The organism is Gemmatimonadota bacterium, assembly GCA_041390105.1.
Taxonomy (GTDB): Bacteria; Gemmatimonadota; Gemmatimonadetes; order Longimicrobiales; family Gaopeijiaceae; genus JAGQIF01.
Map to the genome: position 1 here is coordinate 1107786 of JAWKQO010000001.1, position 23773 is coordinate 1131558.

Genomic DNA, 23773 nt, shown 5'->3' on the forward strand with positions numbered 1-23773 from the left:
AGTCAGCGGGCCACCGGCTGGATGTCGTTCTCACCAGCGGTGATGACGAAGGCCGCTCGGCGGTTGCGCGACCAGGCCATCTCGTTGGAACCGGAGTCGAGCGGACGCTCCTCTCCGTACGAGATCAGCGTGAAGCGCGACCCGTCCAGCCCGAAGCTGGAAAAGAAGTCACGCACGGCCTCGGCGCGGCGCTGGCCCAGCGCGATGTTGTACTCGGTCGAGCCGCGCTCGTCGGCGTGCCCCTCGATACGGAGACGCACGGCGGGGCTGGCGCGCAGGATGTCCACCTTGTCGCGCAGGACACGCTGCGCGTCCGGCGTCAGGTTGGCCATGTTGTACTCGAAGAACACCAGGGCCGTGAGCGCGGAGCGGGCCATCTCGATCTGGCGCTGGCGCTCGGCCTCGGCGCGGGCTTCGGCCTCGCGACGGGCGCGCTCTGCCTCCTCAGCTTCGCGGCGGCGACGCTCTGCATCGTCGTCGTTGGCGGTGGGCTGGGGCGCCGGTGCCGGAGGGGGCTCCTTCTTGCAGCCTCCGATCGGGAGGGCGATGGCGAAGGCGAGGACCAGCAGGGTGCGAGGCTTCATTCGTTCTCCAGGCTTCTTGATAGGGGACGTCCGCACGGCCGGGGTCGGCACCTCGAAGCCGCACCCACGACCCATTGTGTTCGCTGTGGCATGAACCGGGCCCGCGCCAGCATATAAGGTAGGAAGCCTAGTTCCGCAATATGTTTCCGGCCGCGGAGACCAGGCGGGGCGACCACTCGGGGGCCCGCGCCCGGATGTTGGGCACCACGAGGCGGACGCGTCCGCTGACGGCGTCGACCACCCAGAGCCCGGTTCCGTTCGAGCGTTCCCCTACGAAAACGATGTGTCGACCGTCGGGGGCCCAGCTGGGATCCTCGTTCTGGCCCTCCCGGGTGAGCTGTACCAACGAGCGCGCCCGCCCCCGCCCCACCTCCGCCACCAGGATCTGGTAGCGACCGCGCTCGATGCGGCCGTGGAAGACGATCCGGTCCCCGAAGGGGGACCAGTCCGGGGAGGTGTAGTAGCCCCGCTCGCGGATGTCGAAGGGAGAGAGCAGCTCGCCCTCCCCCCCGCTGGAGGGCATCACGAAGATCTGCGGCGCCGCTTCGCCGGCCAGCCGAGACGTCATGTAGGTCAGCCGCGCTCCATCAGGCGAGTAGCTGGGTGAGATGTCGTCGTAGCGCCGGGCGTTCGTTAGCCGCTCCAGGCAGCAGCCCCGGCCGATGTCGTACGTGTACAATCCGCCGGACCCACCCCCGGCCACCCCGAAGGCGAGGTGCTGGCCGTCCGGGTGATAGGTGGGCGTCAGGAACATGGCATCGTCGATTCCGGGAACCGCCTTCTCCGAGCCGCTGACCAGGTCGAGCTCATAGATGCGGGCCGGGCCGTCCTTGTACGACGTGAAGGCGAGCCGGCCGCCGTCCGGGGACCAGGTGGGGGAGAGCGTGATGGTTCCGTACCGGGTCACCCTGCGCAGGTTCTCGCCATCCGCGTCGACCGTCCACAGGTCCTGGTTGCCATCCGCGTCCCGCCGCGAGAAGGCGATCCGGCTCGCGGCCATCCCCGGTTCGCCGGTGATCCACTCGACGATGGCGTCCGACACGGCATGCACAGCCATGCGGAACTCGTCGCTCTCCGGCAGGGGGAGTTGGAACCGCCCCCGCTGTTTGCGCTCGCGATACACGACATCGTGCAGCTCGAGCGCAAGCACGTATCCCGCCCCGCTGCCTTCCACCTGTCCGTTGAGCAGCCACACCGCCCCCAGGCGGTCCCATACTCCGTAGTTGACGGTGCCGTCCTCCACCATCTCCGGAGGCAGCGAATCGATCAGCTCGAACCGATCGGAATAGCGCAGATCCCGCGCGAGGATGGCGCCCACGCCATCCGTGATGGCTTCCCCGCCGAACCGCGCCGACAGGGGAGGAAACGCCAGCCCGGGTCGCTCGGCATTGGGGTCGTAGACGAGACCCAGCCGCACGTTGGGGAACTCCTCCTGGGCGTTCAGCGAGCGCGCCGCTGCTCCGAACACGAGGAGGAGCAAGAGCAGGAGCTGGACGGCCTGTGGGAGGCGCTTGTGCATGGAGCTCGGTTCCGGTGCCGGAGAGGATGGTCCGCGGCGGCGCGCGCGAGGCCGATGGGCCTTCATCCGCCGCGCGGAGCGAAGAAGAACTCGATGGGAAGGACGTCCCAGGCGAAATCGTCAGGAAGCGGGCCCAAGTGTCCGTCTCTGCCCGCACACTCCACCGCCTCGATCGCCCGCACGTCGAACGCCAGATTCCCGGTCGATTCTACCTTGCGGATGTCTGAAACGGTCCCGTCCCGATGGATGACGAACTGGACCGTTGCGGAGTGACGCCCGGGCGGTGGACGAAAGCACCGTCCGAGTTGGGCCACGATGTTCCCGTAGTATTGGGGATAGTCGCGGCGCAGTCCCTCGAGACGGACGTTCAAGTCCTCCCCACCCTCTTCGCTGGGCTTGGCCTCCGGGTCGGTGGTGGTGGCGCGGCGGGGCTTCTCCTCGGGAGGGTCGGGCGTGGGCTCCGGCTTGGGGGGCTCCGGCCGCTGCTCCGGGGGCGGGGTCACCTCCTCCTTCTGCTCCGGGGGCGGAGGTGCCTCCTCAGGCTGCGGATCGGGCTCTTCGACCACCAGCTCTTCTTCGGGCACCGCCGCTTCCTCGATCTCGGCCGCCTGCGCCGGGGGCGGAGAGAAGAGTTGGATGCGCACGGTCTCGAAGTGGGGACGCTCCGGACGCAGGCTCGCGACGGCCCAGGCCACCAACACGGCCAGCACATGTCCGCCGGTGCTGAGGAGAACGGAGCGCCGGTCCGGCCCCGAGCGCCGGCGGGAGGTGGCCGCCGCCTTGGGAGGGCGGACGATGGCCATCAGCGTTCCCGAGGAGCCGACTCGACCACGACGCTCAACTGAACCCCCTCTACCTGGTTGACCGCATCGAACGCCTCGATGACCCGGCCGTAGGGGACCTGCCGATCCCCACGCAAATAGACCGTCCCGCCGCCGGAACGTTCCGCCAGGCGTGCGACCAGCTGGCGAAGCGACTCCGCCGTTTCAACGGGCTGGTCCTCCACGAAGAAGGTCCCGTCGCGGTCGATGGAGACGATGATGGGGGTTCGATCCGCATCGAGCGGTGCGACGTTGCCCTCGGGCAGATCCACCTCGATGCCGCCCTGCAGGATGGGGGCGGTGATGATGAAGATGACCAGCAAGGTGAACGCAACGTCCACGAGGCTCGTGACGTTGATCTGGGCGTCCGCGGGCAGACCGCGCCGTACGGAGCCGCGCGATCTCACAACCGACCCTCCCGGGCCAGGGCGCCGATGAACTCGCTGGAGAAGCCCTCCAGCTCGCTCATGAAGAAGTCGAGCTTGGCCGCGAAGTGGTTGTACGCCACCACTGCGGGAATGGCCACGAAGAGCCCCGCCACGGTCGTGGTGAGGGCGCCGCCCACACCGGGCGCCACCGCCGCGATGTTGGCCGACCCGGCCGCGGCGATGCCGAAGAAGGTGTTCATCACGCCGATGACCGTCCCCATCAGGCCCAGCAAGGGCGCGATGGAGCCGATGATCGCCAGCCAGGGCAACCCGCGTGACAAGTCGTCGCGCTCCTCCGCCTCTTCCTTCTCCATGACCAGACGCAGCGCCTCCAGCTGGGTCAGGGACAGGCCTTCGCCACTGCGCTGGCCTTGCAGCACGCCGGGTCGCAGATCGGAGAAGAAGTTGATGCCCCGCCGGAAGACCCGCCCGTAGGGCGAGTCGGGAAGCGCCATCAAGGCCCGCATCGCTTCCTCGATGCGTTTGGCGCGCTCCATCTCGTCGATGAAGCGGCTCCCCTGGCGCTGCACGGCTCCGAACTGCCGCGCCTTCCAGAGGATCATGATCCAACTGATGACCGAGAGCACGGCCAGGACCACCAGGACGATCTGGTTGAGGATCCCACCGCTTCTGACCATCCCCCAGGCGTTGGTGGGGGCGCCGGCCTGGAGGAGCAGCAGGGGGAGTGGGCTCACCCGGCCACCCTCGCCGCCGCGATGTGCTCATAGGTTTCGCGGAGCCCATCCCGGATGGCGAAGCGCGGAGCCCATCCGGTCCGGCGCAACTGGGACGCGTCCAAAGTGCTGTGCCGCAGCTCGCCCACGCGGGCGCCACGGTACTCGCGTCCCGGGTGCACTTCGGCGATCTCCTCGAGGAGGTCGGCCAGACGATTGACGCTCGTGCCCACGCCCGTTCCGACGTTGAAGGCCACGTCGTCGAGCTCACTCCCCTCCAGGGAGAGGTCGGACACGCGCAGGTTCGCGCTCACCACGTCCTTCACGTACACATAGTCACGGGTCTGCTCGCCGTCGCCGAAGACGGTCAGCGCCTGCTTGTCGAGGAGGCGCTGCGAGAAGATCGCCACTACACCCGCCTCGCCGTGCGGGTCCTGTCGGGGTCCGAAAACGTTGGAGTAGCGGAGCGCCACGTACTCGAGACCCCGCTCCTTGCGGTAGTAGTTGAGGTAGTACTCTCCGGTGAGCTTGGAGACGCCGTACGGCGAACGGGGATCCTTGGGCGCCCGCTCCGGCGTGGGGATCTGCTCGGGCTCGCCGTAGACCACCCCACCGCTGGACACGAAGACGAAGCGCTTCGTGCCGGTGCGGATGGCCGCTTCCGTGAGGTTGAGCAGCCCCAGCGTGTTGGTGGTGGCGTCCCGGCGGGGATCGGCGACGGAGATGCGGACGTCGATCTGGGCGGCGTGGTGGTTGACCAGGTCGAAGCCCACCTCGTCGAACAGCGCGCCGACGTCGGCATCCCCGATGTCCATGTGGACCAGCTCCGCCCCGGCGGGGACGTTGGAGCGCTTTCCGCTGGACAGGTTGTCCAGGATCCACACGCGGTCGCCCCGGGCCACAAAGGCCTCGGCGACATGGCTTCCGATGAACCCGGCTCCGCCGGTGACCAGCACCTTTCTTTGCGTTGTCATCCTGCTCTCGGTCCTTTGTCCGTTCCCGGGGCGCGGCCTGGCGCCACCGCCCGGGTCCTGCCTCACAAAAAGATCGCGTCGGATAGCTCACCGGCGTCCAAGCCGCCGGGAGCCTCCCGACGCGACCCACGCACATCCCTCGGGGACGTTCCGTAATCGCGTTGTTCTCGCCACGCAAGGGTCGCGGGCGATCCGCGCTTGCTCGAATCTACGGCATCTTTCGGCTCAGGTGCAGAACCAAGCCTTCCGTGAAGGCCGGCGTGTCGATCGACAGGATGCGCGCCGAGGATCGGTGCTCCCGCACGCCGAGGATCTGGACCCGTCCGATCGGCTCCGGCTCCCATCCCTCCGCGGGGGGCAGGTAGCCGATGAACTCGTCTCCCACGACCACTCCATCCGCCCGGCCGACGTCGAGGAACATCACGTCGCCCAGGAGCTGCAGCTCGTGTTGCCGCTGGAACGCCAGGATCCGGGTGTCGAGCATCTGGCCGGTCGCCTCCGGCGTCACGCCGGCCCGCAGCCCGAAGGGCTCCGGCACCTTCACCCAGTCGCCCAGGCGCAGCGGCTGATACTCCTCGGCCACCTCTGCAACCACACCGTCCCCCTCCAGCCGCAGGACCTCGAGCACACCGGTCGGAACCACGACGTCACCGAGGTCCTTGATCCGGCGCTCGATGCGGAAGGTCTGGAGCATGTCCCCCGGTCGGACGGCCACCGGGTTGTCCAGACGGACGTGCAGCAGGTCGAAGGGCTGCGCGGTCATCCGGGTCGACCGTACGCCCGAGGCGACGCTGAAGGTCTGGACGCGACCGATCGCTCCGGTGGGCTCGTCCACCTCGAGGAGCCAGCCCGCCGCCTGGAAGGCGTCGACGGGCACGGTGGGCCGCAGCATGGCCACCTCTTCGGCCCGGGCCAGCAGTGGCGCTTCCACCGTCACCGTGCGAGCCGGCCCGCTCCAGAAGGCGGTCCGAGGCGCGGAGGGCTCGACCGGGGGTGCGGGACGGGGGGCCGGGGTGGCGCGCCGCTGCTCCCGCACCGGCGGGGCCGGCTGCGTGGTGACCTCGACCGTGCGGACCGCGGCTCCGGCGGCACCTGGAATCCTGAGCTCCAGGCCGGGCTCGATCTGGTTGGGATTGGGGATCCGGTCGCGGTTGGCCTCATAGATGACCCGCCAGGACGCCACGTCCCCGAAATAGGCTCGCGCGATGGAGGACAGGGTCTCGCCGGTCTGAACCCGATGAACCCGTTCGGTCGCTTCCTGGGCCGTGAGTGCATGGCCGCCCAAGGCGACGAGAGTGAGCAAAACGTACAGGACCCGGCGCATGGAGATCTCCTTGGAAGCCGGGGTGGCCGGGCTGGGAAGATCGACCCTGGGCCCGGGAAAAGCCTGAAGGGAGGCCCGATTCCAGGACTGCTCCCGGACCGGCGCCACCTCCGCGCCCTCCACCCGATGTGCCTTCGACGGCCCCGAGGGCCGCACGCTCCGTGCCAGCCACCCCCCCGAGGGAGGAGGGCTCAGCCGGCCTGGGCGGGGGGAGTCGAGGCCCGGGCTTCGGGAGTGGCCCAGCCGCCGGCCAACCACTCGTCGCCGGAGCGGAACTCCAGGCTGGCCACCTCCACGCTCAAGCCGGCCTGGGCCGCGGCCCGCACCAGGTTGCGCACTTGATCGTCGGGCGTATTGGGGAGCGAGAAAATGACGTGCTGGGCCCCGTAGAGGCGGGCGATGGCAGGGAGCCTGGAGACGGGCCCCAGCACCCGCACCCCACCGATGAGGCTGCGGTGCGCCTTGGGGTCGTCGTCGGCGAACCCGATCACGTTGTAGCTCCGGTCGGTCCGACGCTGCAGCGAACGATACACGGGGAGCACGGCGTCCGCCGTGCCGGCGATCAAGGTGCGCCGGCCTTCCCGCGCCCAGCGGTCGAGGACGGTGACCTCTCCCAAGGCACGCACGCCCAACCGGGTGAAGCCGAAGAAGAGCAACGAGAGAACGCCCTCGAGCACGATCACGCTGCGTGGGAACGATGGAGCCTTGAGCAGGAACAGGACCGCGGTGAACAGGAGCGACCCGATCAGGACGGCGGCCACCAGACGCAGCGCGTCGCGCGCGAGCCCGAAGTGCCACTGCGTTTCGTAGATGCCCATGAGCAGCGCCAGCCCCACCCGGAATGCGATCAAGTACGGGAGCGCCAGTGCGAGGTTGCCGAGCTGGTCCGGAGAGATCTGGCCGTCGAAGCGCAGCAGGAACGCCAGGTAGAGGGCGGCGAACACCAGAACCACGTCGCCCGCTAGCGCCACGATGCGGATAACCCAGCGATGCCAGGCCGAGCCCTCCCAGCCGGCCGCCACCCGCTCGACCTGGAACTCCTCGTAGTTCTCGTGCACGCGGGCCTGATAGAGGAACGCCCCCAGGTACATGAGAACGATGAGGAAGAGCGAGGCCCCCGCGGCGTATTCCAGCGGAGAGAGCCGGAGCACGAGCAGGCCCAGCGTCCCTCCCGCCGCCGAAAGCACATAGACGGCCAGCAAGGCCCTCCCTCGCGAGAGCCCATGCGCGATCAAGCGGTAGTTGATGTGGTCGGCTTTGCCGCGGCTGACGGGGATCCCCGACAACTTGCGTGTGACGGTGACGAAGGTCGTGTTGAAGATCGGCACGGCCAGCAGCAGCGTAGGCGCCAGGACGGTGAACGTAAGGTTGGTGAGCCCTCTCCAGCTTCCTCCGATGGCGAGGCCCGCCAGCAGGAACCCGAGGAACATCGAGCCCGAGTCGCCGAGGAAGATGCGGGCGGGAGGGAGGTTGTAACGGAGAAACCCGAGGCAAGCCCCCGCCACGATCCAGGAGAAGAGCGCTGCCTCCGGGCGGTCGGTCATCCCCGCGAACAGAGCCACGAACACGGACGCTACCGCGGCGACGCCGGGCAGCATGCCGTCCATGTTGTCCACGAGGTTGAACGCGTTGGTCACTCCCACGAACCAGAGGAGCGTCAAGGGAACCGCCAACCACTCCAGCCGCGACCCCAGCGGGAAGGTCACGCCCAACACCACCATGGCCGTCGCCGCCGTGAGTTGGATCAACAGCTTCATGCGGGGTAGCAACAGGCGTACGTCGTCCCAGACCCCGGCGAAGAACAGCAAGCTGGCACCCAGGAAGACCGTGGCCACCTCGGCCACGTCCGTGCCCGTTCCGCCCAGCGCGGTCAGCACGCTGCCCACGACGAGCCAGATCGCGATGCCGCCACCTACGGGGACCGGGGTGGGATGATTGGGATCGGGTGCGGACACCAGGCCGAGCCGCGGCAAGAGGCGAACGGCAACGGCGGTCAGGACGAACGTGCCGAGTGCCGCCACGCCCGTCGCGACCAGCGTCTGCAGCAGTGGAGTCACGCTCCGGCGGCTCCCGCCCCGTCGAGGGCCGGATCGAGCAGCTCGCGGTGTTCCCGCACCCATTCCGCAGTGCGCAACACGGCGTCGTCGAGCTCGATGCCGGGCCGGAACCCGAGCAGGTCTGTCGCTTTGCGCAGCCGGGGCACCCGTACGTCGATGTCGGAGAAGTCGATCTCCACGAACTTCACCTTGGAGGGCGAATCCAGGAGCCGCACCACGCGCTGCGCCAGATCGTAGATCGTGAGCGTGTTGCGTGGATTCCCCAGATTGAAGGTCTCGCCCACCGCCTCGGGCATGTGCATCACCCGCAGCAGCCCGTCCACGAAATCGTCGATGTAGCACCAGGAGCGGATCTGGGTACCGTCGCCGTGCACCTCCAGGTCTTCGCCCCGTAGCGCGGCCAGGATGAAGCGCAGCATGGCGTGATCCCCGAGACGGAGCCGGCCGAACACGTTGAACGGCCGCACGATCGCCGTGGGCATGCCGAGCTCGCGGTGATAGGTATGCACCAGATGCTCGCCGGCCAGCTTGGCGATCGAGTACGTCCAGCGGGCTTCGCTGACTGGACCGATGGTCGAGGGGGTGTCTTCACCGGCCCGGAAGGCGCTCATCCCGAACACTTCGCTGGTGGAGAAGTAGACCACCCGCTCGAGGTCACGTCGTCCCTCGAGGGCACGCAGCAGGTTGGACGTCCCGATGAAGTTGATCTCGATGGTGTCCCTTCCCCTGGACAGCACGTTCTTGACGCCCACCACAGCGGCCAGGTGCACCACCGAGGTAACGCCGTCGACGGCCTGCCGCAGCGCATCGGCATCCATCACGTCGCCGACGGTCACCTCCAGATTGGGGTGTCCCCAGGCTCGGCTGAGCGAGGCACTGCTCCCCTCGAAGTCGAGGTCGAAGAGGCGCACCTGGTTGCGCTCCACGAGCCGCTCCGCGAGCGCAGCTCCGATGAAGCCGGCGCCGCCCGTGATGAGAATGCGGCGCCCTTCGATGGTGGGGGTCGGAGTCACGGGGATTTCAATCCTCGAATGGAGTCGATGAACGCGTCGATGACGAACGACTGCTCGTCTTCGGTGAGCTCGGGGAAGATGGGGAGCGACAAGGCCGTTTCGGCGAAGCGCGTTGCGTTGGGGAAGTGGCCGGCATCCTCGGCCAGGTGAGCGAACACGCCTTGTCCATGGAGCGGCGGGTAGTAGAGCCGGTTGCCGACCCCTCGCTCGCTCAGGGACGCGCGCACGGTGTCCCGGTGTCGAGACCCCGATGCTCCCTCCACGCGCAACGTGTAGAGCTGGTAGTTCGCGTCCTCCGCCTGGCGCTCGTGGGGCACCACTACGTCCGGCAGGACGTGAAAGGCGTGACTGTAGCGTCCGGCAATCTGCCTACGCCGCCTCACCGCCTCCGGCAGCCGCTCCAGCTGCACGAGCCCGATGGCGCCCATCATCTCGGGCATGCGGAAATTGAAGCCCAGCTCGGTCCACTCGAACTTGCCCGTGTCCCCGAAGTTGCGGAAACGACGGCAGCGCTCGGCCAGGGCGGCGTCGTCGGTGACGATCATTCCGCCCTCCCCGGTGGTCATCGGCTTGGAGGGAGTGAACGAGAAGATCCCGATCCGTCCGAGGGTTCCGGTGCACCGCCCGCCCTGATAACGGGCCAGATGGGACTCGGCCGCGTCCTCCAGGACGGGGATCCCATGGCGCTCGGCGATCTCGAGGATCGGCCCCATCTCGGCGCTGTGCCCCGCGTAGTGCACCGGCACGATCGCGCGCGTTCGCGGTCCGATGCAGCGCTCCAAATCGGAGGGATCGAGACCGTAGGTGCGCATCTCGATGTCGGCGAGCACGGGCCGCGCACCCAGAAAGAGGGCCGCGGAGGCGGTCGAGACGAACGTCATGTCCGGGCATACGACCTCGTCGCCCGCGCCGACACCCAGCGCGCCCATCGCCACGAGCAACGCGCTCGATCCGGAGTTCACCGCGATCGCGTGCTCCGCCCCGATCAAGGCAGCGAAGCGAGCCTCGAACTCCGCGACCGCGGCCCCTTGGATCAGCCAGCGGGATGCGACCACCTCGCGGGCAGCCTCGGCTTCCTCCGGTCCCATCCAGGGACGGGCCAACGGCACGCGCATTCCGCGGGCTCCCTCCACGTCCGGACCCACAAGCGACGGTGTGGGGGGCGGTCTCACGAGCCCTCCAGGAGGCGCGTCGGAACCCCCACCGCGGTGGCGCCCGCGGGCACGTCGCGGATCACCACGCCCCCCGCGCCGACCACCGCGCCCCGCCCCACCGTGCGACTCGGGATCACCACCGCTCCCGTACCCAGATACGCCTCCGGCTCCAAGACGACCCGCCCGGCCAGATCGACTCCGGGCGACAAGTAGCAATAGTCGCCGATCCGGACGTCGTGCGCGACCGTACACCCCGGATTGACCACCACGTGCCTGCCCACCTCCACCTCGACCGTGAACGTGCACCCGGCCATCACGAGACTTCCCTCCCCGATCGTGACCCAGGGGGTGAGCTCCACCGACGGGTGGATGGCCGTCGCCCACCGCACGCCTTTGCGAGTGAAGCTCTCGTCCAGGCGGCGCCGCGCCCCCGGCGAGCCCACGGTGATCAACACCTGGACCTCCGGAGGAGCCCGGTCCAACCAGTCCACCCCGCCCAGGACGGGAACGCCCAGCACCGTGCTGCCCACCCGCTCGGGGGCGTCGTCCAGGAATCCCAGGACCGTCCAATGCGGGTCCCGCGCGTGCAGGGCATGAAACACCGAAAGCGCGTCCCGTCCCAGCTCCCCCGCGCCGATCAACACCACGGGTCCTGGCTGCGCCACGGACGTCACGATGCCCGCTCCGCGGCCAGAACGCCGAGCGGCACACCCCTCTCTCCCCACACCGCCCCGGCGCACGCCTCCAGATAGAGAGAGAGGCGCTCCGGCCAGGACGGCAGCGCGCGTACCCGCTCGAAGCCCTCGCGGCGCAGCGCCCGTCGGAGGTCGGCGTCGGTCAGCGCCGCGTACAGGGACTGCGCTAACGCTTCGGCGTCGAAGGGATCGGCGTAGAGCGCGGCTCCACCACAGATGTCACGGGCAAAATCCAGGTCCGAGGTCACGAGCGGCACACCGAAGTGCATGGCTTCGACGTAGGTCGCCGAGAACGATTCCAGGAACGAGGGGAGCAGCACCACCGCGCTCCCGCGGTACAGGTCCCCCAATCGGTCGTGCGGCACCGCTCCGATCCGACGGATGTGGGTCCGAGCCTCCGGCACCTCGACCAGCGCCCGCTCCAGCGGGCCGGTCCACGCCCCGGGAGACTCCGGCACCGTCATGACGATCTCCCAGTCCGGAAGGGACCGACGGGCCAGCGCTGCGGCGACGTGCGGCACGATCTCCAGGTTCTTCGACGGCTTGGCGTCCCCGATCACGAGGATCCGCAGTCTATCCGCCATCACGGGCTCCGGTGCCGGCGGTTCATTTTCGAGAAACGTGGAGGGGCCGTTGGGGACGATCTGGAAGCGCTCGCGCGGCAGCCCCCACACGCGGGCCAGGCGCATCGCCATGGTCTCCGTCTGGACGCAGATGCGGCGAGCACGGCGCGCGGCGCGCCGCACATAGCGCTGCCGCCCCCATTCGAAGGTGCGAAACCCCACGCCGGTGCGCGTCCATAGCGGCGACTCCGGGTAGGCCAGACTCGAGTCGTGCCAGCCCAGCACGCGAGGGGCCTCGGAGCGCAGCGGACCCGCTCCCATGGGAGTCAGCACCACATCGGCCGCGAAGGCCCGGGCGCGCCTGGGCAGCGTGACATTCTCCAGCGCCAGGCGATGGAGGAAACCGCGCACGGTCCATTCCTCCAGGGCTTGGTGTTCCGCCGCCGGGAGCTGGCCCAGTCCGAGCTCCGGTTGGGCCACGGCCAGCCAGCGGTGGGTGCCCCCCGAACGGGCCACCTCTCGCCACAGGTTGAGGGCGTTCTGGGCGCCTCCTCCTCGGGTGATGGGCAGGAAGTCCAGCAGAATGTTCACGATGCGCCCGCCCCCAGCGCGGTCGGGAGCGGGAGCGCGACCGACGCATCGCTCCGCCGGGCGACGAGGACCTGGGTGAGAAGGGCGATCCCGGCGAAGAAGATCAGGCTGTTGCCGAAGAACCGGTGGGTCCGGAACGCCAGGGCCGTCGCCAGCAGGAAGTCGACATAGACCACCAGCCAGAAGATGGAGGGCCGGCGACGAAAGCGATCGTACACGAAGGCCACCACGGCGCCATACAGCGCCGGGATGAGGAGCAACCCGCCCCAGCCGAAGTCGAAGTAGAGGAACGACAGGAAGGTGGGCGTGTTGTGCGTGCCATACAGATAGCTGAATTCCTGATCGACCTCCCGCGCGGTCGGGTACAGCGTCTTGGGAAGGTCGTAGCTGGTGAGCCCCATATAGAGCGGGCTCACGCGCTCGAGCGTGAACTGCAGGTTCTTAAAGCTCGCGGCGGAATGCGCCCACAGCGTCGCGGGCACGCCCATGTCCAGCCTGGGATTGGCCAGGCGTGGGTCCGCCCGGAACGTGGAGCGGCGGTATTGCTCGATGACGCCGAACACGAGTCCCACGATCAGCAGGGCCAGGACCACCCGCCGCAACCGCAGTCGGCCCGGCCGGTAGGTCAGGAAGACGATCACCCACGCCAGGGCGGTGAGCGGGGAGACGCGCACCCCTCCGGACATGAGCAGCAGCGTCGAGGCGATGGCCAACCCCACCCACGCCCAGCGCCGTGCCCCCCGGGTCCAAACGGCCAGCATGCTCGCGAAGAGCGCGACTGCAAAATGGAGGTCGTACAGGTAGCCCCAGTACGGGAGCTTGAAGTCGAGTCGAAGCTCGTTGATCCGCGGCGACAGGAGAGGGATGGCGCCTGCCCTGCGGATGAAGAACGCCGTTGTGACCGACGCCACCAGGAAGAGCAACACGGTCCAGACGCCCAGGCGCCCGACGTCCAATCCGCCACGCAGCCGCGTCTCCCAGGCGATCCGATCCTCGGCGGTGGGGAGGGCCAGACCGGGCCGCACGAGCAGGAACCCGGACACGAAGCTGATGAGGCCCGCGAAGGTGGCGCCGTAGGCAACCAGCCCGAAGGGCTCGGCGTAGTAGGGCTCGTCGAAACTTCTCGGCACGTTGAAGTGCGCGAACGCGAAGACGAGCAACCAGCTTCCCCAGAAGACCGCCAGGGGATGGAGAACGTCGCCGGAGCGCCGGGCGAAGATCAGATAACCGGCGAGGCCGAGTGCGAAGACCCAGAGTCCGACGAGAGCGTCCAAGGAAGCGAGAGTTGCCGTGCCGAGGTGGTCGGCACCGCCGACCGGCGGGGCCCCGGCCGTCGACCGGACGATCCGGAGGACGGAGGCGACTCGCCCGGTGGCCGCCCGGACATTCAGCGGGTCGCCACGCGAGGCCTCGGCAATGTGCTTTCCGGCCCCGCGAGCGTCAACGGCAGCTCGAGCGCCGACGGCGGGGAGCCCCGCGAGTTCCTTGATCGGATCCCGGGCCCCGTATAGCTTCCCCGCGGCTTTCTCCACGTCTCCCCGCCGCCCGTCGGCAGACTGACCGGAGGTCCAGGCGCACGCCGGATCGTGAACCCGAGAACGTTTCTCTTCGCATGTGCCGTGCTCGCCCTCGCGGCGCCGAGCGCGGCCCGGGCTCAGACGCCTGCCGCCGGGGGCACGACCCCGACGGCCATCTCCCTCCTCCCTGGCGACGTCATCCGCGTCCAGATCTGGCGTGAGGAAGACCTGTCCGGCGAGTTCCAGGTCGCAGAGGATGGGAGCGTGGTGCTTCCGCTGCTGGGGCGCCGGAGTGTCAGTGGCATTTCCACCGAGCGGCTGCGGGAGCAGCTGACCGAGGAGTACGACCAGTACCTGGTCAACCCATCGGTCAACGTGACCCTGCTGCGCCGGATCACTGTCCTCGGTGAAGTGCGCCTACCGGGCAACTACATGGTGGACGCGACCGTCAGCGTCGCGCAGCTCATCGCCCAGGCCCAGGGTGTCACGCCGGACGGGGATATCGACAAGCTGCAGCTCCTGCGCGCGGGCCGCGTGGTGCGTGGCGACTTGCCGAGCACCTCCTTGCTCACCGAGGCCGGGATCCGCAGCGGCGACCAGGTGATGGTGGGCAAGCGCAGCTGGCTTGCCCGCAATTTGACCAGCGTCGTCGGGTTGCTCTCGATCGCTTCCAACGTGGCCTCGGTCATCATCATCACCAGCCGTTGAACGGCGCGGACTCATGAACAGCAACGGCACGCCGGTCGAACGCGAGCTTCACCTGCGTGACTTCCTGAATCTGGTCCGCCGCAATCTCGGGCTCATCGCCGTCGTTGCGGGCCTCGTGATCGCCGGCACGGTCTGGTTCGCCTGGCGGGCAGCCCCCGTCTACGAGTCGCGGGCGACGATCCACGTGGAGCAGGATCGCCCGGCCGCCATGCCGGACCTGGAGTTGTTGAGCAACGTCTTCCGCGGCGGCGACGTGGAGACGGAGATGGCGCTCCTGCGGGCACGGCACATCGCGGAGGCCGTGGTCGACTCCCTGGCGCTGCAGGTCCGGCTGATCCGGCCCACGGCCATCCCCAGGGACTCGCTCTTCTCGGTGGTGACCGCCAGCGAGTTCACCGCGCCCGCGGAGTACCGGCTCGACTTGAGGGACGGCGTCTATACCGTCACCGACGAACATGACGCTCAGGTGGCCCAACTGCGCCCCGGACAGCCGATGATCTTCAACGGGCTGCGCCTCGAGGTCCGACCAGCCTCGGCAGAGGAGTTGCCCGACGTCATCCGCCTGCGCGTCGCCAGCCGCTACGACGCCGTCCAGGAACTCTCGGAGCGATTGAGCGTGGGCCGCCCCTACCGGGATGCCGACCTCATCGCGGTCGGCTTCCAGGGCACGGACGCCGCCCTGGTCCAAGCGATCCCCAACACGGTCGCGGCTCTCTTCATCGCCCAGCGGCGCGAGGCGAAGAAGACGGAGGCGATCAGCATGGTCGACTTCCTCAACGGCCAGATCGCGACGTATTCGGTCGAGCTGCAGGATGCAGAGAACGCAGTCACCGCCTTCGAGACCGGCCAGCAGGTGGTCAACCTGGAGGCGGAGAGCGCGGCCCAGGTCGAGCGGCTCGTCCGTCTGCAGGCCGAGCGCGACGACGTCTTCGCGGAGCTCTCCACGTTGACGGACATCCTCCAGGAGATCGATTCGAATCCGGAGGGGGGCGCCGACAACCGGCCCTCCGCGTTCAACCGCCTGGCCGGCTTTTCGACCTTCCTGCAGAACGCGGCCGTGACGCAGCTGCTTACCCAGCTCAATACGCTGGAGAACAACCTCACCGACATGCTCCAGTTTCGGGAGCGCACGCATCCAGACGTGGTGGCGGTGGAGCGCAACGTCCGGCAGATCGAGAGTCAGCTGGAGGAGTTGGCACGGAGCTACCAGGCCAGCCTGCGCAACCAGTTGGCCGGGCTCGACTCCCGGCTCTCCGCCTTCGGTGCCGAGTTGGAGCGGATCCCGCAGAAGGACGTGCAGCAGCGACGCCTGGAGCGCCGGCGCGAGACGCTCGAAGCCCTCAACAACCAGCTGCAGACGCGACTGAAGGAAGCCGAGATCGCACGCGCCATCGAGCCCGGGGACGTGCGCATCTCGGACCTGGCCATCTACCCGCGCGATCCGATCCGGCCGCGCAAGGGACGCAGCCTGGTACTCTCGGTGCTCCTCGGCCTTTCGCTGGGCCTGGGACTGGCCGGCCTCAGGGACTACCTGGACGAGACCGTCCACACGCGCGAGGATCTCTCCAAGGTGACCGGGCTTCCCGTGCTGGCGCTCATTCCGCGCATCCAGCATGCGGCCAACGGCAGCCGACGGACGTCCAAGACCATCCAGAACCGACTGGTCACGCGTTTCGACGCGAGCAATCCGGCATCGGAGGCCTACCGGGCCTTCCGCACCAACATCACGTTCCTCGACCTGGAGAGGAAAGCTCAGGTGCTGGTACTCACCAGCCCCGGCCCCTCGGAAGGGAAATCGACCAGCGCGGCCAACCTCGCCATCACGCTGGCGCAGCAGGGCCGCAAGATCCTGCTGGTGGACTGCGACCTCCGCCGCGGAATCGTCCACAAGGTTTTCGAGGGAACCAAGGAGCCCGGCCTTACCAACATCCTGCTCGGGCAAGCCACCCTGGATGATGCACTGCATTCGGTCGCGTTGGACGAAGGTGCCCAGCTCTTCGTGCTGCCGACCGGCACGCTTCCGCCCAACCCGTCCGAGTTGCTGGGCTCCCAACCCATGCACAAGCTGATGGGTTCGCTCCGCGAGCGCTTCGACCTGGTGCTGCTGGACTCCCCGCCCCTGAACGTCGTCACGGACGCGGCCGTGCTGGGCACGCTGGCGGACGGGGTGATCCTGATCGCGCGGGCGGGCGCCACGGCCCGCGAATCGCTCCGGTTCGCCACCGACCAGCTCAAGGCGGTGCAGGCTCCAGTCAGCGGTGTCGTGCTGAACGACGTGGATCTGAGCGGGCGCGATCGGTACTACGGGTCGGGCACCGCCTATCGCTACTACTATCGCTACGACCGCTCCGAAGCCTGAGCGAAGGACGGTCCTGCGGAAGACGTAGGACGCTCCCGACCAAACAGGATCCGGTAGAGCTTCGGGTACTGCACGTCGGCCCAGATCTCCCGATCGATGACCGCGCGGGCCTCCGCGCCCCGCCGTTCGCGGAGTGCCGGGCTCTGGATCAAGGCATCCAACGCGCGCTGCCAGGCGTCGGAGCTGTCCGCGAACTCGATTCCCTGCCCCGCAGTCAGCGCTTCCAGCCCACCGCCCGGAGCGGCCACCACCGGAAGTGCAGCCGCCATGGACAACAATACCGAGACGCGCCCTCCCCGGGCGCGACTCCAGGGCTCCGTCCCCATCGGAGAGATGGCGATGTCGAAGCGCGCCGTGGCCTCCCGCTCGCCTTCCTCGGACCAGGGCACGAAGTCGAGCCGCTCGGACAACGCCGGAGGCAGCTCTGGCGGGCGGGACGAGCAGACGCACAAGCGCAACTCCGCGTGGCGCTCGAACAGCGGTGCGAGCGAGGGGGAGAGCGCCTGCAGGTAGCGCTGACTCTGGTCGTTGCCGATCCACCCCAGCACCACACCCGCGCGGGGACCGTGTGAGCGCGGCGGCGGTGCGCTGAGTGTCGCCCGATCCAGGCTCGGATAGAGCACATCGACGTGGGCGGTGCGCGGCTTGGCGTAGTCAGCCAGGGGAGGAGACCCCGCGATCACGTGGTCGGCCAGTTGGAGCATGCGATCGAAGCGGCGGCGACGACGGGCCGCTCTGCCAGCCGGCTCTCCCCAGGACAGGTGCTCGTAGAGCGCGTCATCGAAATCATAGACCACGCGGTGTCCCGCTCGCTTCCAACGACGCACCCAAGCCGACGGTGGGAGCACCTTCTGGATGAGAAGCACGGCGCCCGCCGAAGGGGGGGAGGACAGCGCCATCAGAAACCGTGCGCGGGTCAGTGCCGCCCGGAGGACGGAGCGGGTGCGCCCCCCGAGATACTCCGTCCAACGGAGCTCGACGCCATCCGCCTCCAGGAGAGGCCGATAGTTCCAGAGACGGTGCCGGGACGATGCGGTCGTGCGCGTGCCTCCGGCGATGACCCAGAGACGCGGCGTCAAGCGGACCGGCCCGCCAACTCCGGGGAGCGTTCCACGAGCGACAAGCCCAGCTCGGCGAGAATGGCCTCGGCCACCCTCCGGCCGGACCCTCCATCGAGGCGATAGCACAGCCGCTCCACGAGCCGAGCCCGCCCCTCTCGATCACGGCTGGGATCGTCCAGATAGGCCGCCACCGCCTCCACCATGGCCTCCAGGCTATCCGCCATCGCCACCCCACCGGAGCGCACGACGTTCTGCTGGTGGGTGAAGTCGAAGTAGCGCCGGACCGACCGATCGTACGGCACGCCTTCGTCGGCATCGAACGCGATCGCGACCACCGGCGTCCCCACGGCCGCCGCGTCGATCGAGATCGACGAGGCGGCGTTGAGTACGACGTCCGCGTGGACCAGCGAGTCGGCGAGTCGGCGCAACTCACTGTGATCGAAGTCCCGGTCCCGATAGGTACCCAGGGCGGCCCGCCCGGCGGCGTCGAACACCAGTCCAGGTCGTCCATGCAGGAACGCGTAGCGCTCAGGCCGGTCGAGCTGATGCAGCCGCACCAGCAGTTGCAGATCGGGGAAGGTCCCCTGCAAGCGTTCGTGGATCCGCTCCACCAGCTCAGGCTCGGCAGGGATCGTACCTGCGGTCTGCGTGGTGTAGAGCACCAACCGTTTGGCAGGATCGAGTCCCAGCTCACGAAAGAAGCGCTCGCGGGCGCGGTACGGTGCTCCCGCGTACACGTCGTGCTGCGGCGCACCCGTCACGGTGATCCGCTCCGGGGCGATGTCGTGCAGCTGCACGGCCTCGTCGTGCATGATGGAATTCCAGACCGTCAGGCGCGCGACGTCCGCGGGAAAGAAGCCCTTGCTCGTGAGGTTGTCCCAACTCGACACCAGGACCATGGACGGCACGCCCCTGCGCGCCGCGGACATCACGAGATAGCGGTCCAGGTACGCGCTGGCCTCGGGCCCGGTCTGGGCGGACATGGTCAGGACGCGTGTTCCGATGACCAGATCGGGCCGGTGCGCCTCGAAGAGGTCCCCGTAGAGGTCAGGCGCCCGCTGCAGCACGAGGTCACGACCGCGGCGGACCACCGCAGCCTGTCCGCGTCGTCCCGTCCAGTGGAGCAGCGCCCGGGCCAGTCGGGCCAGTGGATTCCGGCGTAGGGTGCCCTGCACCATGATGTGCGCGGTTTCGCAGCGGAGCGACAGAACGAGCACGTACAACTTGAGCACCGCCGCATCGATCCAGCGGAACACGCGCCCGCGCGGCCAGCGAAGGGCGTGCAGCGTCACTCCCTCTCCCCCGAACTCCTCGATGAACGACGATTCCGTCGCGGCGGCCGTGAAGAGGTGCACGTCGACGCCGGCCTCGCGTACCAAAGGCAGGACGTCCGTGCGCAACACGTCGCGGACATTGATCGCCATGGGCACGCCCAAGAAGACGACCGGCCGACGGCCCTTCCCGGCCTCAGCCATCGGAGTGCTCCGCCCGTCCCGCGCCCATCAGGCCCAACGCGCTCATCTCCTCCAAGGCGTCCGCCAGGCGGGAGCGCGGCCGCTCCACCGAACGGATCCAAGCAGTCAAGCGGGCCACGCCCTCCTCGAAGGAAACGCGCGGCGCCACACCCAGATGACGCACGAGCCCCTCCGTGTCGGCGAAGGCATGGCGGATGTCGCCGACGCGATACTCCCCGGTCACCCGGACGGCCTCCTGGGACACACCGAGGGCGCGGGTCAGGGCAAGGGCCACCTCCAGCACGCTCGTGCGTCGACCGGTTCCGACGTCGACGGTCATTCCCGGCCCCGGGCCCGCTGCCGCGGCCAGAAACGCCTCGACCACGTCGTCGACGAACACGAAGTCGCGGCTCTCCAGGCCATCCTCGAACACACGGATGGAGTCTCCCTGCAGCAGCAGCACGGAGAAGATGGAGAGGATGCCGGTGTACGGATTCCGGGTCGACTGCCCGGGCCCATACACGTTCTGGAGGCGCAGCGCCCGGAACTCCACCCCCAGCGCGGGCAGCAGGAGCCTCAGCACCTCTTCCTGCGCCCGTTTGGTCTCGCCGTAGACGGACGTCGGGGCCGGGGGGCAGTCGGGGCCCATCGGCAGCGGCTCGAGGGACGCTCCGTCCGAGCCGCGCGGCTCCCACTGGGCGCGGGCCAAAGCGGCTTCGCTGCGCGGGCCGGGGTGGAGGACCGCTCCCGCGCGGTCGCGGTAGGCACCCTCGCCGTAGACCGCCCGGGACGAGGCCAGTACCACGCGCTGCGGCCGTCGGGACTGACGCCCGATGAGGTCAGCGAGCAGCGCGGTCCCTCCTACGTTCACGTCGACGTAGCGTTGGGCGCGGTACATGGACTCGCCCGTCCCGGTCTCCGCGGCGAGATGGAAGACGACCGCACATCCCTCCAGCGCGGCTGCCAGCGTCTCGGCCTCACGAATATCGGCCCGAACGAGCTCGGCGCCCTCCAACTCCGCGGGCCAGGCAGGGTCCGGCCCGTGCACCGACTCCAGGAGGCAGTCGAGAACGCGTACCTGCGCCCCCTCGCGGAGCAGGCGCTTGACCAGGTGGCGGCCGATGAAGCCGGCGCCGCCGGTGACCAGGATGCGCGCGTGCCGACCGAGGACGGGTTCCCCGGGCCTGGGTCCACCGGCGGGGGCCGGCGATTGGAAGGGGTTGGAGGCCACGGAAGGCAAAGGTAGGGCGGTGCCCCGAGGGGTTCAACGGACGGGGACAGCCGCCGCGCCGGCCGCCACCTCTTCCTCCAGGATGCCCAGAAAGAGCGCCGCCTGATCGGCCCGTCGAAAGTGCCGCTCGACGTAGTCGCGTCCCCGGCCGCCCAGAGCGCGCCCTCGATCGGGTGAAGCCGCCAGATCCAGGGCGGCGCCAGCCAAAGCGGCCGGGTCCCCGGGGGGCACGTAGCATCCTCCCCCCGACGCCTCCACCAGCTCCCGGATGGCGCCGTCGATCGCCAACAGGACGGGACGACCCGCAGCCAGGTAGTCGAAGACCTTGTTGGGGTAGACCGTTCGGAAGAGCGGGAGCGGCGCCAGGATGGCCAGACCGGCGTCGGCGGCTGCGACGACCTCGGGCATGGCCGACTTGGAGACCGGGGGCAGGAAACGCACGTTCTCGAGGCCACGGGACGCGGCTTCGTCCGCAAGCCGACGCTTGTCGCGGCCATCTCCCACCAACAGCCAGACCAGGTTGGAGTCGTGGGACGTCTGTGCAGCCGCGTCCAGCACGGTGTTCAGATCGTTGGGGACGCCGTGAGCACCCGCATACAGGATCACGAAGCGCTCTTCGAGGCCGTGTCTGCTCCGGAAGGCGGCTCCTCGCGCCTCCGGATCGAACAGGTCTGCGTCCACTCCGTTGGGAACCACGCTGACCCGCCGCGCGCCCCGCTCTCGCACGTGTCCCAGGAACCCCGGGGAGTTGACCACGACATGGTCGGCCGCCTGGTACAGCCCTCGCTCCAGCGCGCGCGCGGCACGAGTCGCCCAAGGGTTCCGCAATGCACCCAACTCCACGGCGAAGTCGGGCCAGAGATCCCGGACCTCCAGCACGAACGGCACGCCGCGCACCTGCGCGGCGACGCGAGCGGCCAGCGCCTGGAACAACGGGGGCGTCGTTCCCAAGACCACGTCCACGTCGGAGACCTGCAAGGCCTTCCAGAGCGCGAGCACCATGAAGGCGACGAAGTTGGCAACGCGCGACAGGAATCCGCCGCGCGCGAACGGCAACGTTCCGATGCGAAGGACCGTGAGGCCAGCGGGGAGCGCCGGGTCGGGCGCGTGCGCCTCTCCGCTCAGATAGCTGCGTCCACCCGCCAGCACGGTCACCCGGTGTCCGGCGGCGAGCCAATGGCAGGCGAGCTCGAAATGACGCGTGCCGCCCGCCTGGTCCTGGGTGATGAACAGTTGGTGCACCAGCAGGATGTGGAGCGGCCGCATGTCGCTCACGCGGCGGGTCCCGACCCCAGCGCCACCCCCAAGAGGGGATCGTCGCCGAGCGCCCGCCTCACCGTGGGTACGGCGCCCAGGAGGCCAACGCCCACCTGCACCGCCACCGCCAAGGCCGCGGCAGCCCCGAGGCGAGGCGCCCCACCCAGCAGTGCCACCACCTGATCGTGCATGAACAGGTAGAGCCACAATCCCAGTGTGATCCCTCCCATCATGCGTCCCAGAAGGCCGCCGAGCAGCCAGGCACCCACCCGAACGCGGGTCGCGCCCAGGGCACGTCGTAGCCCCATCTCGTAGCGGTGGGACCGGGCCTGGAGGTGAGCCGCCGTGGCGCCGGTCAACAGGGAGACCGCGACCACCGCCACCATGATTCCGCTCAACACGCGGGAGAGCCAGACCAGCGGCGCCCGACCCGCCGCACGTCGATCCGCCCAGCTCGTGGACATCAGCGTCGAGCCTGGCGGCAGCGCCTCCGCGACGGCGTCCCGCACCACCTGCGTCGACGTGGCGCCGGTGGCTACCAGTTCCAACGCTCGCGTGGGATGCTGCGCCAAGCTCACGTAGACACGGTCCAGCGACGCAGCGCCGGCGCCCAGCGAGGGCCCCAGCGCAGAGGAGACCACCACGGCCTCGACCCGATGCCAGACAGCGGGTGTGCGCCCGATGGCCACGCTGCGCCCGAGCGCCTTCCCCCCTTCGAACTCCATCGCGGCAAAGCGCCGACTCACGGCGGCCAGGGGTGCTCCCCCGACATCCCGCTCCCAGGTCGGGGGCTCGCCTTGGACGACGCGCACCCCGAGTAGCGGCAGCGCGTCCCCTGCCACCCCGATGATGCGCGCCCTTCCGCCCAGCACCGGCGTGGGCAGCCCACCGGTCCAACACGCGCCGCACTGACTCGCCACGTGGTGATCGGTTCCTAGCCCCCACCACGCTCCGGGCGTCGCGATGCCCACGGCCTCCACGTCCGGCACACGGCGCACACGAGCCAGCAAGGCAGCCGTATCGATGGCTGACGTCGCTTCGGCGCGGACCCACACTCCTTCCGGGTCCGCTCCACCCACGGCGGGCCGTCCCAACTCCAACGCCAGGGCCAAGCCGGGGACCAGCAGCGCCGTCGAACAGGCGACCTGCGCCACCCAAAGGCCTCCTGACGAGGGCGCCCCGGCCCATCGCCCTCGGCGGGGGTGCAGAAGCCCGGCTGCCAGCCAGAATGCGGCGACGAGCAGGACGAGCGACAGCAGCGCCCCCAGGACCACGCCCAGCGCCGTCGACCCCGTTCCGGGGGAGCCCACGGCACCTGGCCAGGCGCGAAGGAGAGGGGGGATGCCGACCATGACCAGCAACGCTGCCACCGTGGCTGCCGCCACCGCCACCACGGCGACCGGCCGAGCGCAGCGTACTCGCAATACCTGTCGGGTGGCGCCCACGTCCCGGTGCACCTGCAGCTCCAGCACCTGCCTGCGGCCAGAGACCAGCGCAGCGAACAACGCCGGCACGGCTGCAGAGAGAATGAGGAGTGCGAGCGCGAAGCGCACGGTGGCCATCCACTCCGACAACGCATGGGCCTGAAGGGCCATCGGAAACGAGACGCGCGCAGACCACTCGACGCCCAGCGTCTCGGTGGGGAGGGCCGGCGGTGCCAACAGAGGTCCCTGGACGGGAGAAAGTGCCACCAGCAGGCCGATCGCCGTGAGGCAGGTGGTCAGCGCCGCGCCCACGGCCAGCAGGTCCCGCCCCTGCTGACCCACTGCGCTGCGCGCGCGATTCATCG

The 23773-nt window shown here is 69.2% G+C and carries 20 protein-coding genes; 2 read left to right on the forward strand and 18 right to left on the reverse strand.

Translation table 11 applies throughout. From position 1 onward, the window contains the following. Positions 1 to 2: 2 nt before the first annotated feature. From R3E10_04995 to R3E10_05055, 13 genes are all read right to left on the reverse strand, one after another. Entirely contained in the window at positions 3 to 584 is a 582-nt protein-coding gene (locus tag R3E10_04995; GenBank protein MEZ4415090.1) for an OmpA family protein, read from the reverse strand. Between the two features lie 127 nt (positions 585 to 711). Then, entirely contained in the window at positions 712 to 2103 is a 1392-nt protein-coding gene (locus R3E10_05000; protein ID MEZ4415091.1) for a hypothetical protein, read from the reverse strand. A 62-nt stretch (positions 2104 to 2165) separates the two neighbouring features. Next, positions 2166 to 2906, reverse strand: a complete 741-nt coding sequence (locus R3E10_05005) for a TonB C-terminal domain-containing protein (GenBank protein MEZ4415092.1) — start codon at positions 2904 to 2906, stop codon at positions 2166 to 2168. Then, on the reverse strand, positions 2906 to 3331 hold the full coding sequence (locus R3E10_05010; GenBank protein ID MEZ4415093.1) for a biopolymer transporter ExbD: 426 nt from the start codon (positions 3329 to 3331) through the stop codon (positions 2906 to 2908). The genes R3E10_05005 and R3E10_05010 overlap by 1 nt, the downstream gene beginning before the upstream one ends. Beyond that, complete coding sequence (locus R3E10_05015) at positions 3328 to 4047, reverse strand: MotA/TolQ/ExbB proton channel family protein (GenBank protein ID MEZ4415094.1); 720 nt, start codon at positions 4045 to 4047, stop codon at positions 3328 to 3330. The genes R3E10_05010 and R3E10_05015 overlap by 4 nt, the downstream gene beginning before the upstream one ends. Then, the gene (locus R3E10_05020) at positions 4044 to 5000 is read right to left on the reverse strand and encodes an NAD-dependent epimerase/dehydratase family protein (protein ID MEZ4415095.1); all 957 of its coding nucleotides are present in this window, start codon (positions 4998 to 5000) and stop codon (positions 4044 to 4046) included. Before R3E10_05020 ends, R3E10_05015 begins: the two co-directional genes overlap by 4 nt. A 208-nt stretch (positions 5001 to 5208) precedes the next feature. After that, positions 5209 to 6324 (reverse strand): LysM peptidoglycan-binding domain-containing protein, encoded by a 1116-nt coding sequence (locus R3E10_05025; GenBank protein ID MEZ4415096.1) that lies wholly within the window; start codon positions 6322 to 6324, stop codon positions 5209 to 5211. A 191-nt stretch (positions 6325 to 6515) separates the two neighbouring features. Beyond that, positions 6516 to 8381 carry a hypothetical protein gene (locus tag R3E10_05030; protein MEZ4415097.1) on the reverse strand — a complete coding sequence of 622 codons (1866 nt, stop codon included), beginning with the start codon at positions 8379 to 8381 and terminating at the stop codon, positions 6516 to 6518. Then, entirely contained in the window at positions 8378 to 9394 is a 1017-nt protein-coding gene (locus tag R3E10_05035; GenBank protein MEZ4415098.1) for an NAD-dependent epimerase/dehydratase family protein, read from the reverse strand. The genes R3E10_05030 and R3E10_05035 overlap by 4 nt, the downstream gene beginning before the upstream one ends. Next, positions 9391 to 10566: a DegT/DnrJ/EryC1/StrS family aminotransferase gene (locus R3E10_05040; GenBank protein MEZ4415099.1), complete on the reverse strand. Its 1176-nt coding sequence runs from the start codon at positions 10564 to 10566 to the stop codon at positions 9391 to 9393. Before R3E10_05040 ends, R3E10_05035 begins: the two co-directional genes overlap by 4 nt. Beyond that, positions 10563 to 11222, reverse strand: coding sequence for an acetyltransferase (locus R3E10_05045; protein MEZ4415100.1), 660 nt, complete (start codon positions 11220 to 11222; stop codon positions 10563 to 10565). The genes R3E10_05040 and R3E10_05045 overlap by 4 nt, the downstream gene beginning before the upstream one ends. Continuing rightward, a complete protein-coding gene (locus R3E10_05050) occupies positions 11219 to 12397 on the reverse strand; it encodes a glycosyltransferase (GenBank protein MEZ4415101.1) in 1179 nt (392 codons plus the stop codon). Before R3E10_05050 ends, R3E10_05045 begins: the two co-directional genes overlap by 4 nt. Continuing rightward, positions 12394 to 13671 carry an O-antigen polymerase gene (locus tag R3E10_05055; protein ID MEZ4415102.1) on the reverse strand — a complete coding sequence of 426 codons (1278 nt, stop codon included), beginning with the start codon at positions 13669 to 13671 and terminating at the stop codon, positions 12394 to 12396. The genes R3E10_05050 and R3E10_05055 overlap by 4 nt, the downstream gene beginning before the upstream one ends. A 312-nt stretch (positions 13672 to 13983) precedes the next feature. Here R3E10_05055 and R3E10_05060 point away from each other — a divergent pair, with 312 nt between their 5' ends. Together R3E10_05060 and R3E10_05065 are read left to right on the forward strand one after the other, a co-directional pair. Further along, positions 13984 to 14622, forward strand: coding sequence for a polysaccharide biosynthesis/export family protein (locus tag R3E10_05060; protein ID MEZ4415103.1), 639 nt, complete (start codon positions 13984 to 13986; stop codon positions 14620 to 14622). A gap of 13 nt (positions 14623 to 14635) precedes the next feature. Continuing rightward, the gene (locus R3E10_05065) at positions 14636 to 16981 is read left to right on the forward strand and encodes a polysaccharide biosynthesis tyrosine autokinase (protein ID MEZ4415104.1); all 2346 of its coding nucleotides are present in this window, start codon (positions 14636 to 14638) and stop codon (positions 16979 to 16981) included. Here the strand turns inward: R3E10_05065 and R3E10_05070 are convergent. From R3E10_05070 to R3E10_05090, 5 genes are read right to left on the reverse strand one after another with little or no spacing between them, the layout of a single operon-like run. After that, the gene (locus R3E10_05070; protein MEZ4415105.1) at positions 16960 to 18060 is read right to left on the reverse strand and encodes a glycosyltransferase; all 1101 of its coding nucleotides are present in this window, start codon (positions 18058 to 18060) and stop codon (positions 16960 to 16962) included. The genes R3E10_05065 and R3E10_05070 overlap by 22 nt on opposite strands. Further along, the gene (locus R3E10_05075) at positions 18057 to 19517 is read right to left on the reverse strand and encodes a CDP-glycerol glycerophosphotransferase family protein (protein ID MEZ4415106.1); all 1461 of its coding nucleotides are present in this window, start codon (positions 19515 to 19517) and stop codon (positions 18057 to 18059) included. Before R3E10_05075 ends, R3E10_05070 begins: the two co-directional genes overlap by 4 nt. Then, on the reverse strand, positions 19510 to 20727 hold the full coding sequence (locus tag R3E10_05080; protein ID MEZ4415107.1) for an NAD-dependent epimerase/dehydratase family protein: 1218 nt from the start codon (positions 20725 to 20727) through the stop codon (positions 19510 to 19512). The genes R3E10_05075 and R3E10_05080 overlap by 8 nt, the downstream gene beginning before the upstream one ends. Before the next feature lie 33 nt (positions 20728 to 20760). Continuing rightward, positions 20761 to 21993 carry a glycosyltransferase family 4 protein gene (locus tag R3E10_05085; GenBank protein MEZ4415108.1) on the reverse strand — a complete coding sequence of 411 codons (1233 nt, stop codon included), beginning with the start codon at positions 21991 to 21993 and terminating at the stop codon, positions 20761 to 20763. A 5-nt stretch (positions 21994 to 21998) separates the two neighbouring features. Further along, positions 21999 to 23771, reverse strand: a complete 1773-nt coding sequence (locus R3E10_05090) for a hypothetical protein (GenBank protein ID MEZ4415109.1) — start codon at positions 23769 to 23771, stop codon at positions 21999 to 22001. Between the last annotated feature and the right edge of the window lie 2 nt (positions 23772 to 23773).

What these genes read in the sequence shown, in the direction of transcription:
- R3E10_04995 (MEZ4415090.1), bottom strand. Translation starts at nt 584, where the DNA reads ATGAAGCCTCGCACCCTGCTGGTCCTCGCCTTCGCCATCGCCCTCCCG.
- R3E10_05000 (MEZ4415091.1), bottom strand. Translation starts at nt 2,103, where the DNA reads ATGCACAAGCGCCTCCCACAGGCCGTCCAGCTCCTGCTCTTGCTCCTC.
- R3E10_05005 (MEZ4415092.1), bottom strand. Translation starts at nt 2,906, where the DNA reads ATGGCCATCGTCCGCCCTCCCAAGGCGGCGGCCACCTCCCGCCGGCGC.
- R3E10_05020 (MEZ4415095.1), bottom strand. Translation starts at nt 5,000, where the DNA reads ATGACAACGCAAAGAAAGGTGCTGGTCACCGGCGGAGCCGGGTTCATC.
- R3E10_05025 (MEZ4415096.1), bottom strand. Translation starts at nt 6,324, where the DNA reads ATGCGCCGGGTCCTGTACGTTTTGCTCACTCTCGTCGCCTTGGGCGGC.
- R3E10_05065 (MEZ4415104.1), top strand. Translation starts at nt 14,636, where the DNA reads ATGAACAGCAACGGCACGCCGGTCGAACGCGAGCTTCACCTGCGTGAC.
- R3E10_05075 (MEZ4415106.1), bottom strand. Translation starts at nt 19,517, where the DNA reads ATGGCTGAGGCCGGGAAGGGCCGTCGGCCGGTCGTCTTCTTGGGCGTG.
- R3E10_05085 (MEZ4415108.1), bottom strand. Translation starts at nt 21,993, where the DNA reads ATGCGGCCGCTCCACATCCTGCTGGTGCACCAACTGTTCATCACCCAG.
- R3E10_05090 (MEZ4415109.1), bottom strand. Translation starts at nt 23,771, where the DNA reads ATGAATCGCGCGCGCAGCGCAGTGGGTCAGCAGGGGCGGGACCTGCTG.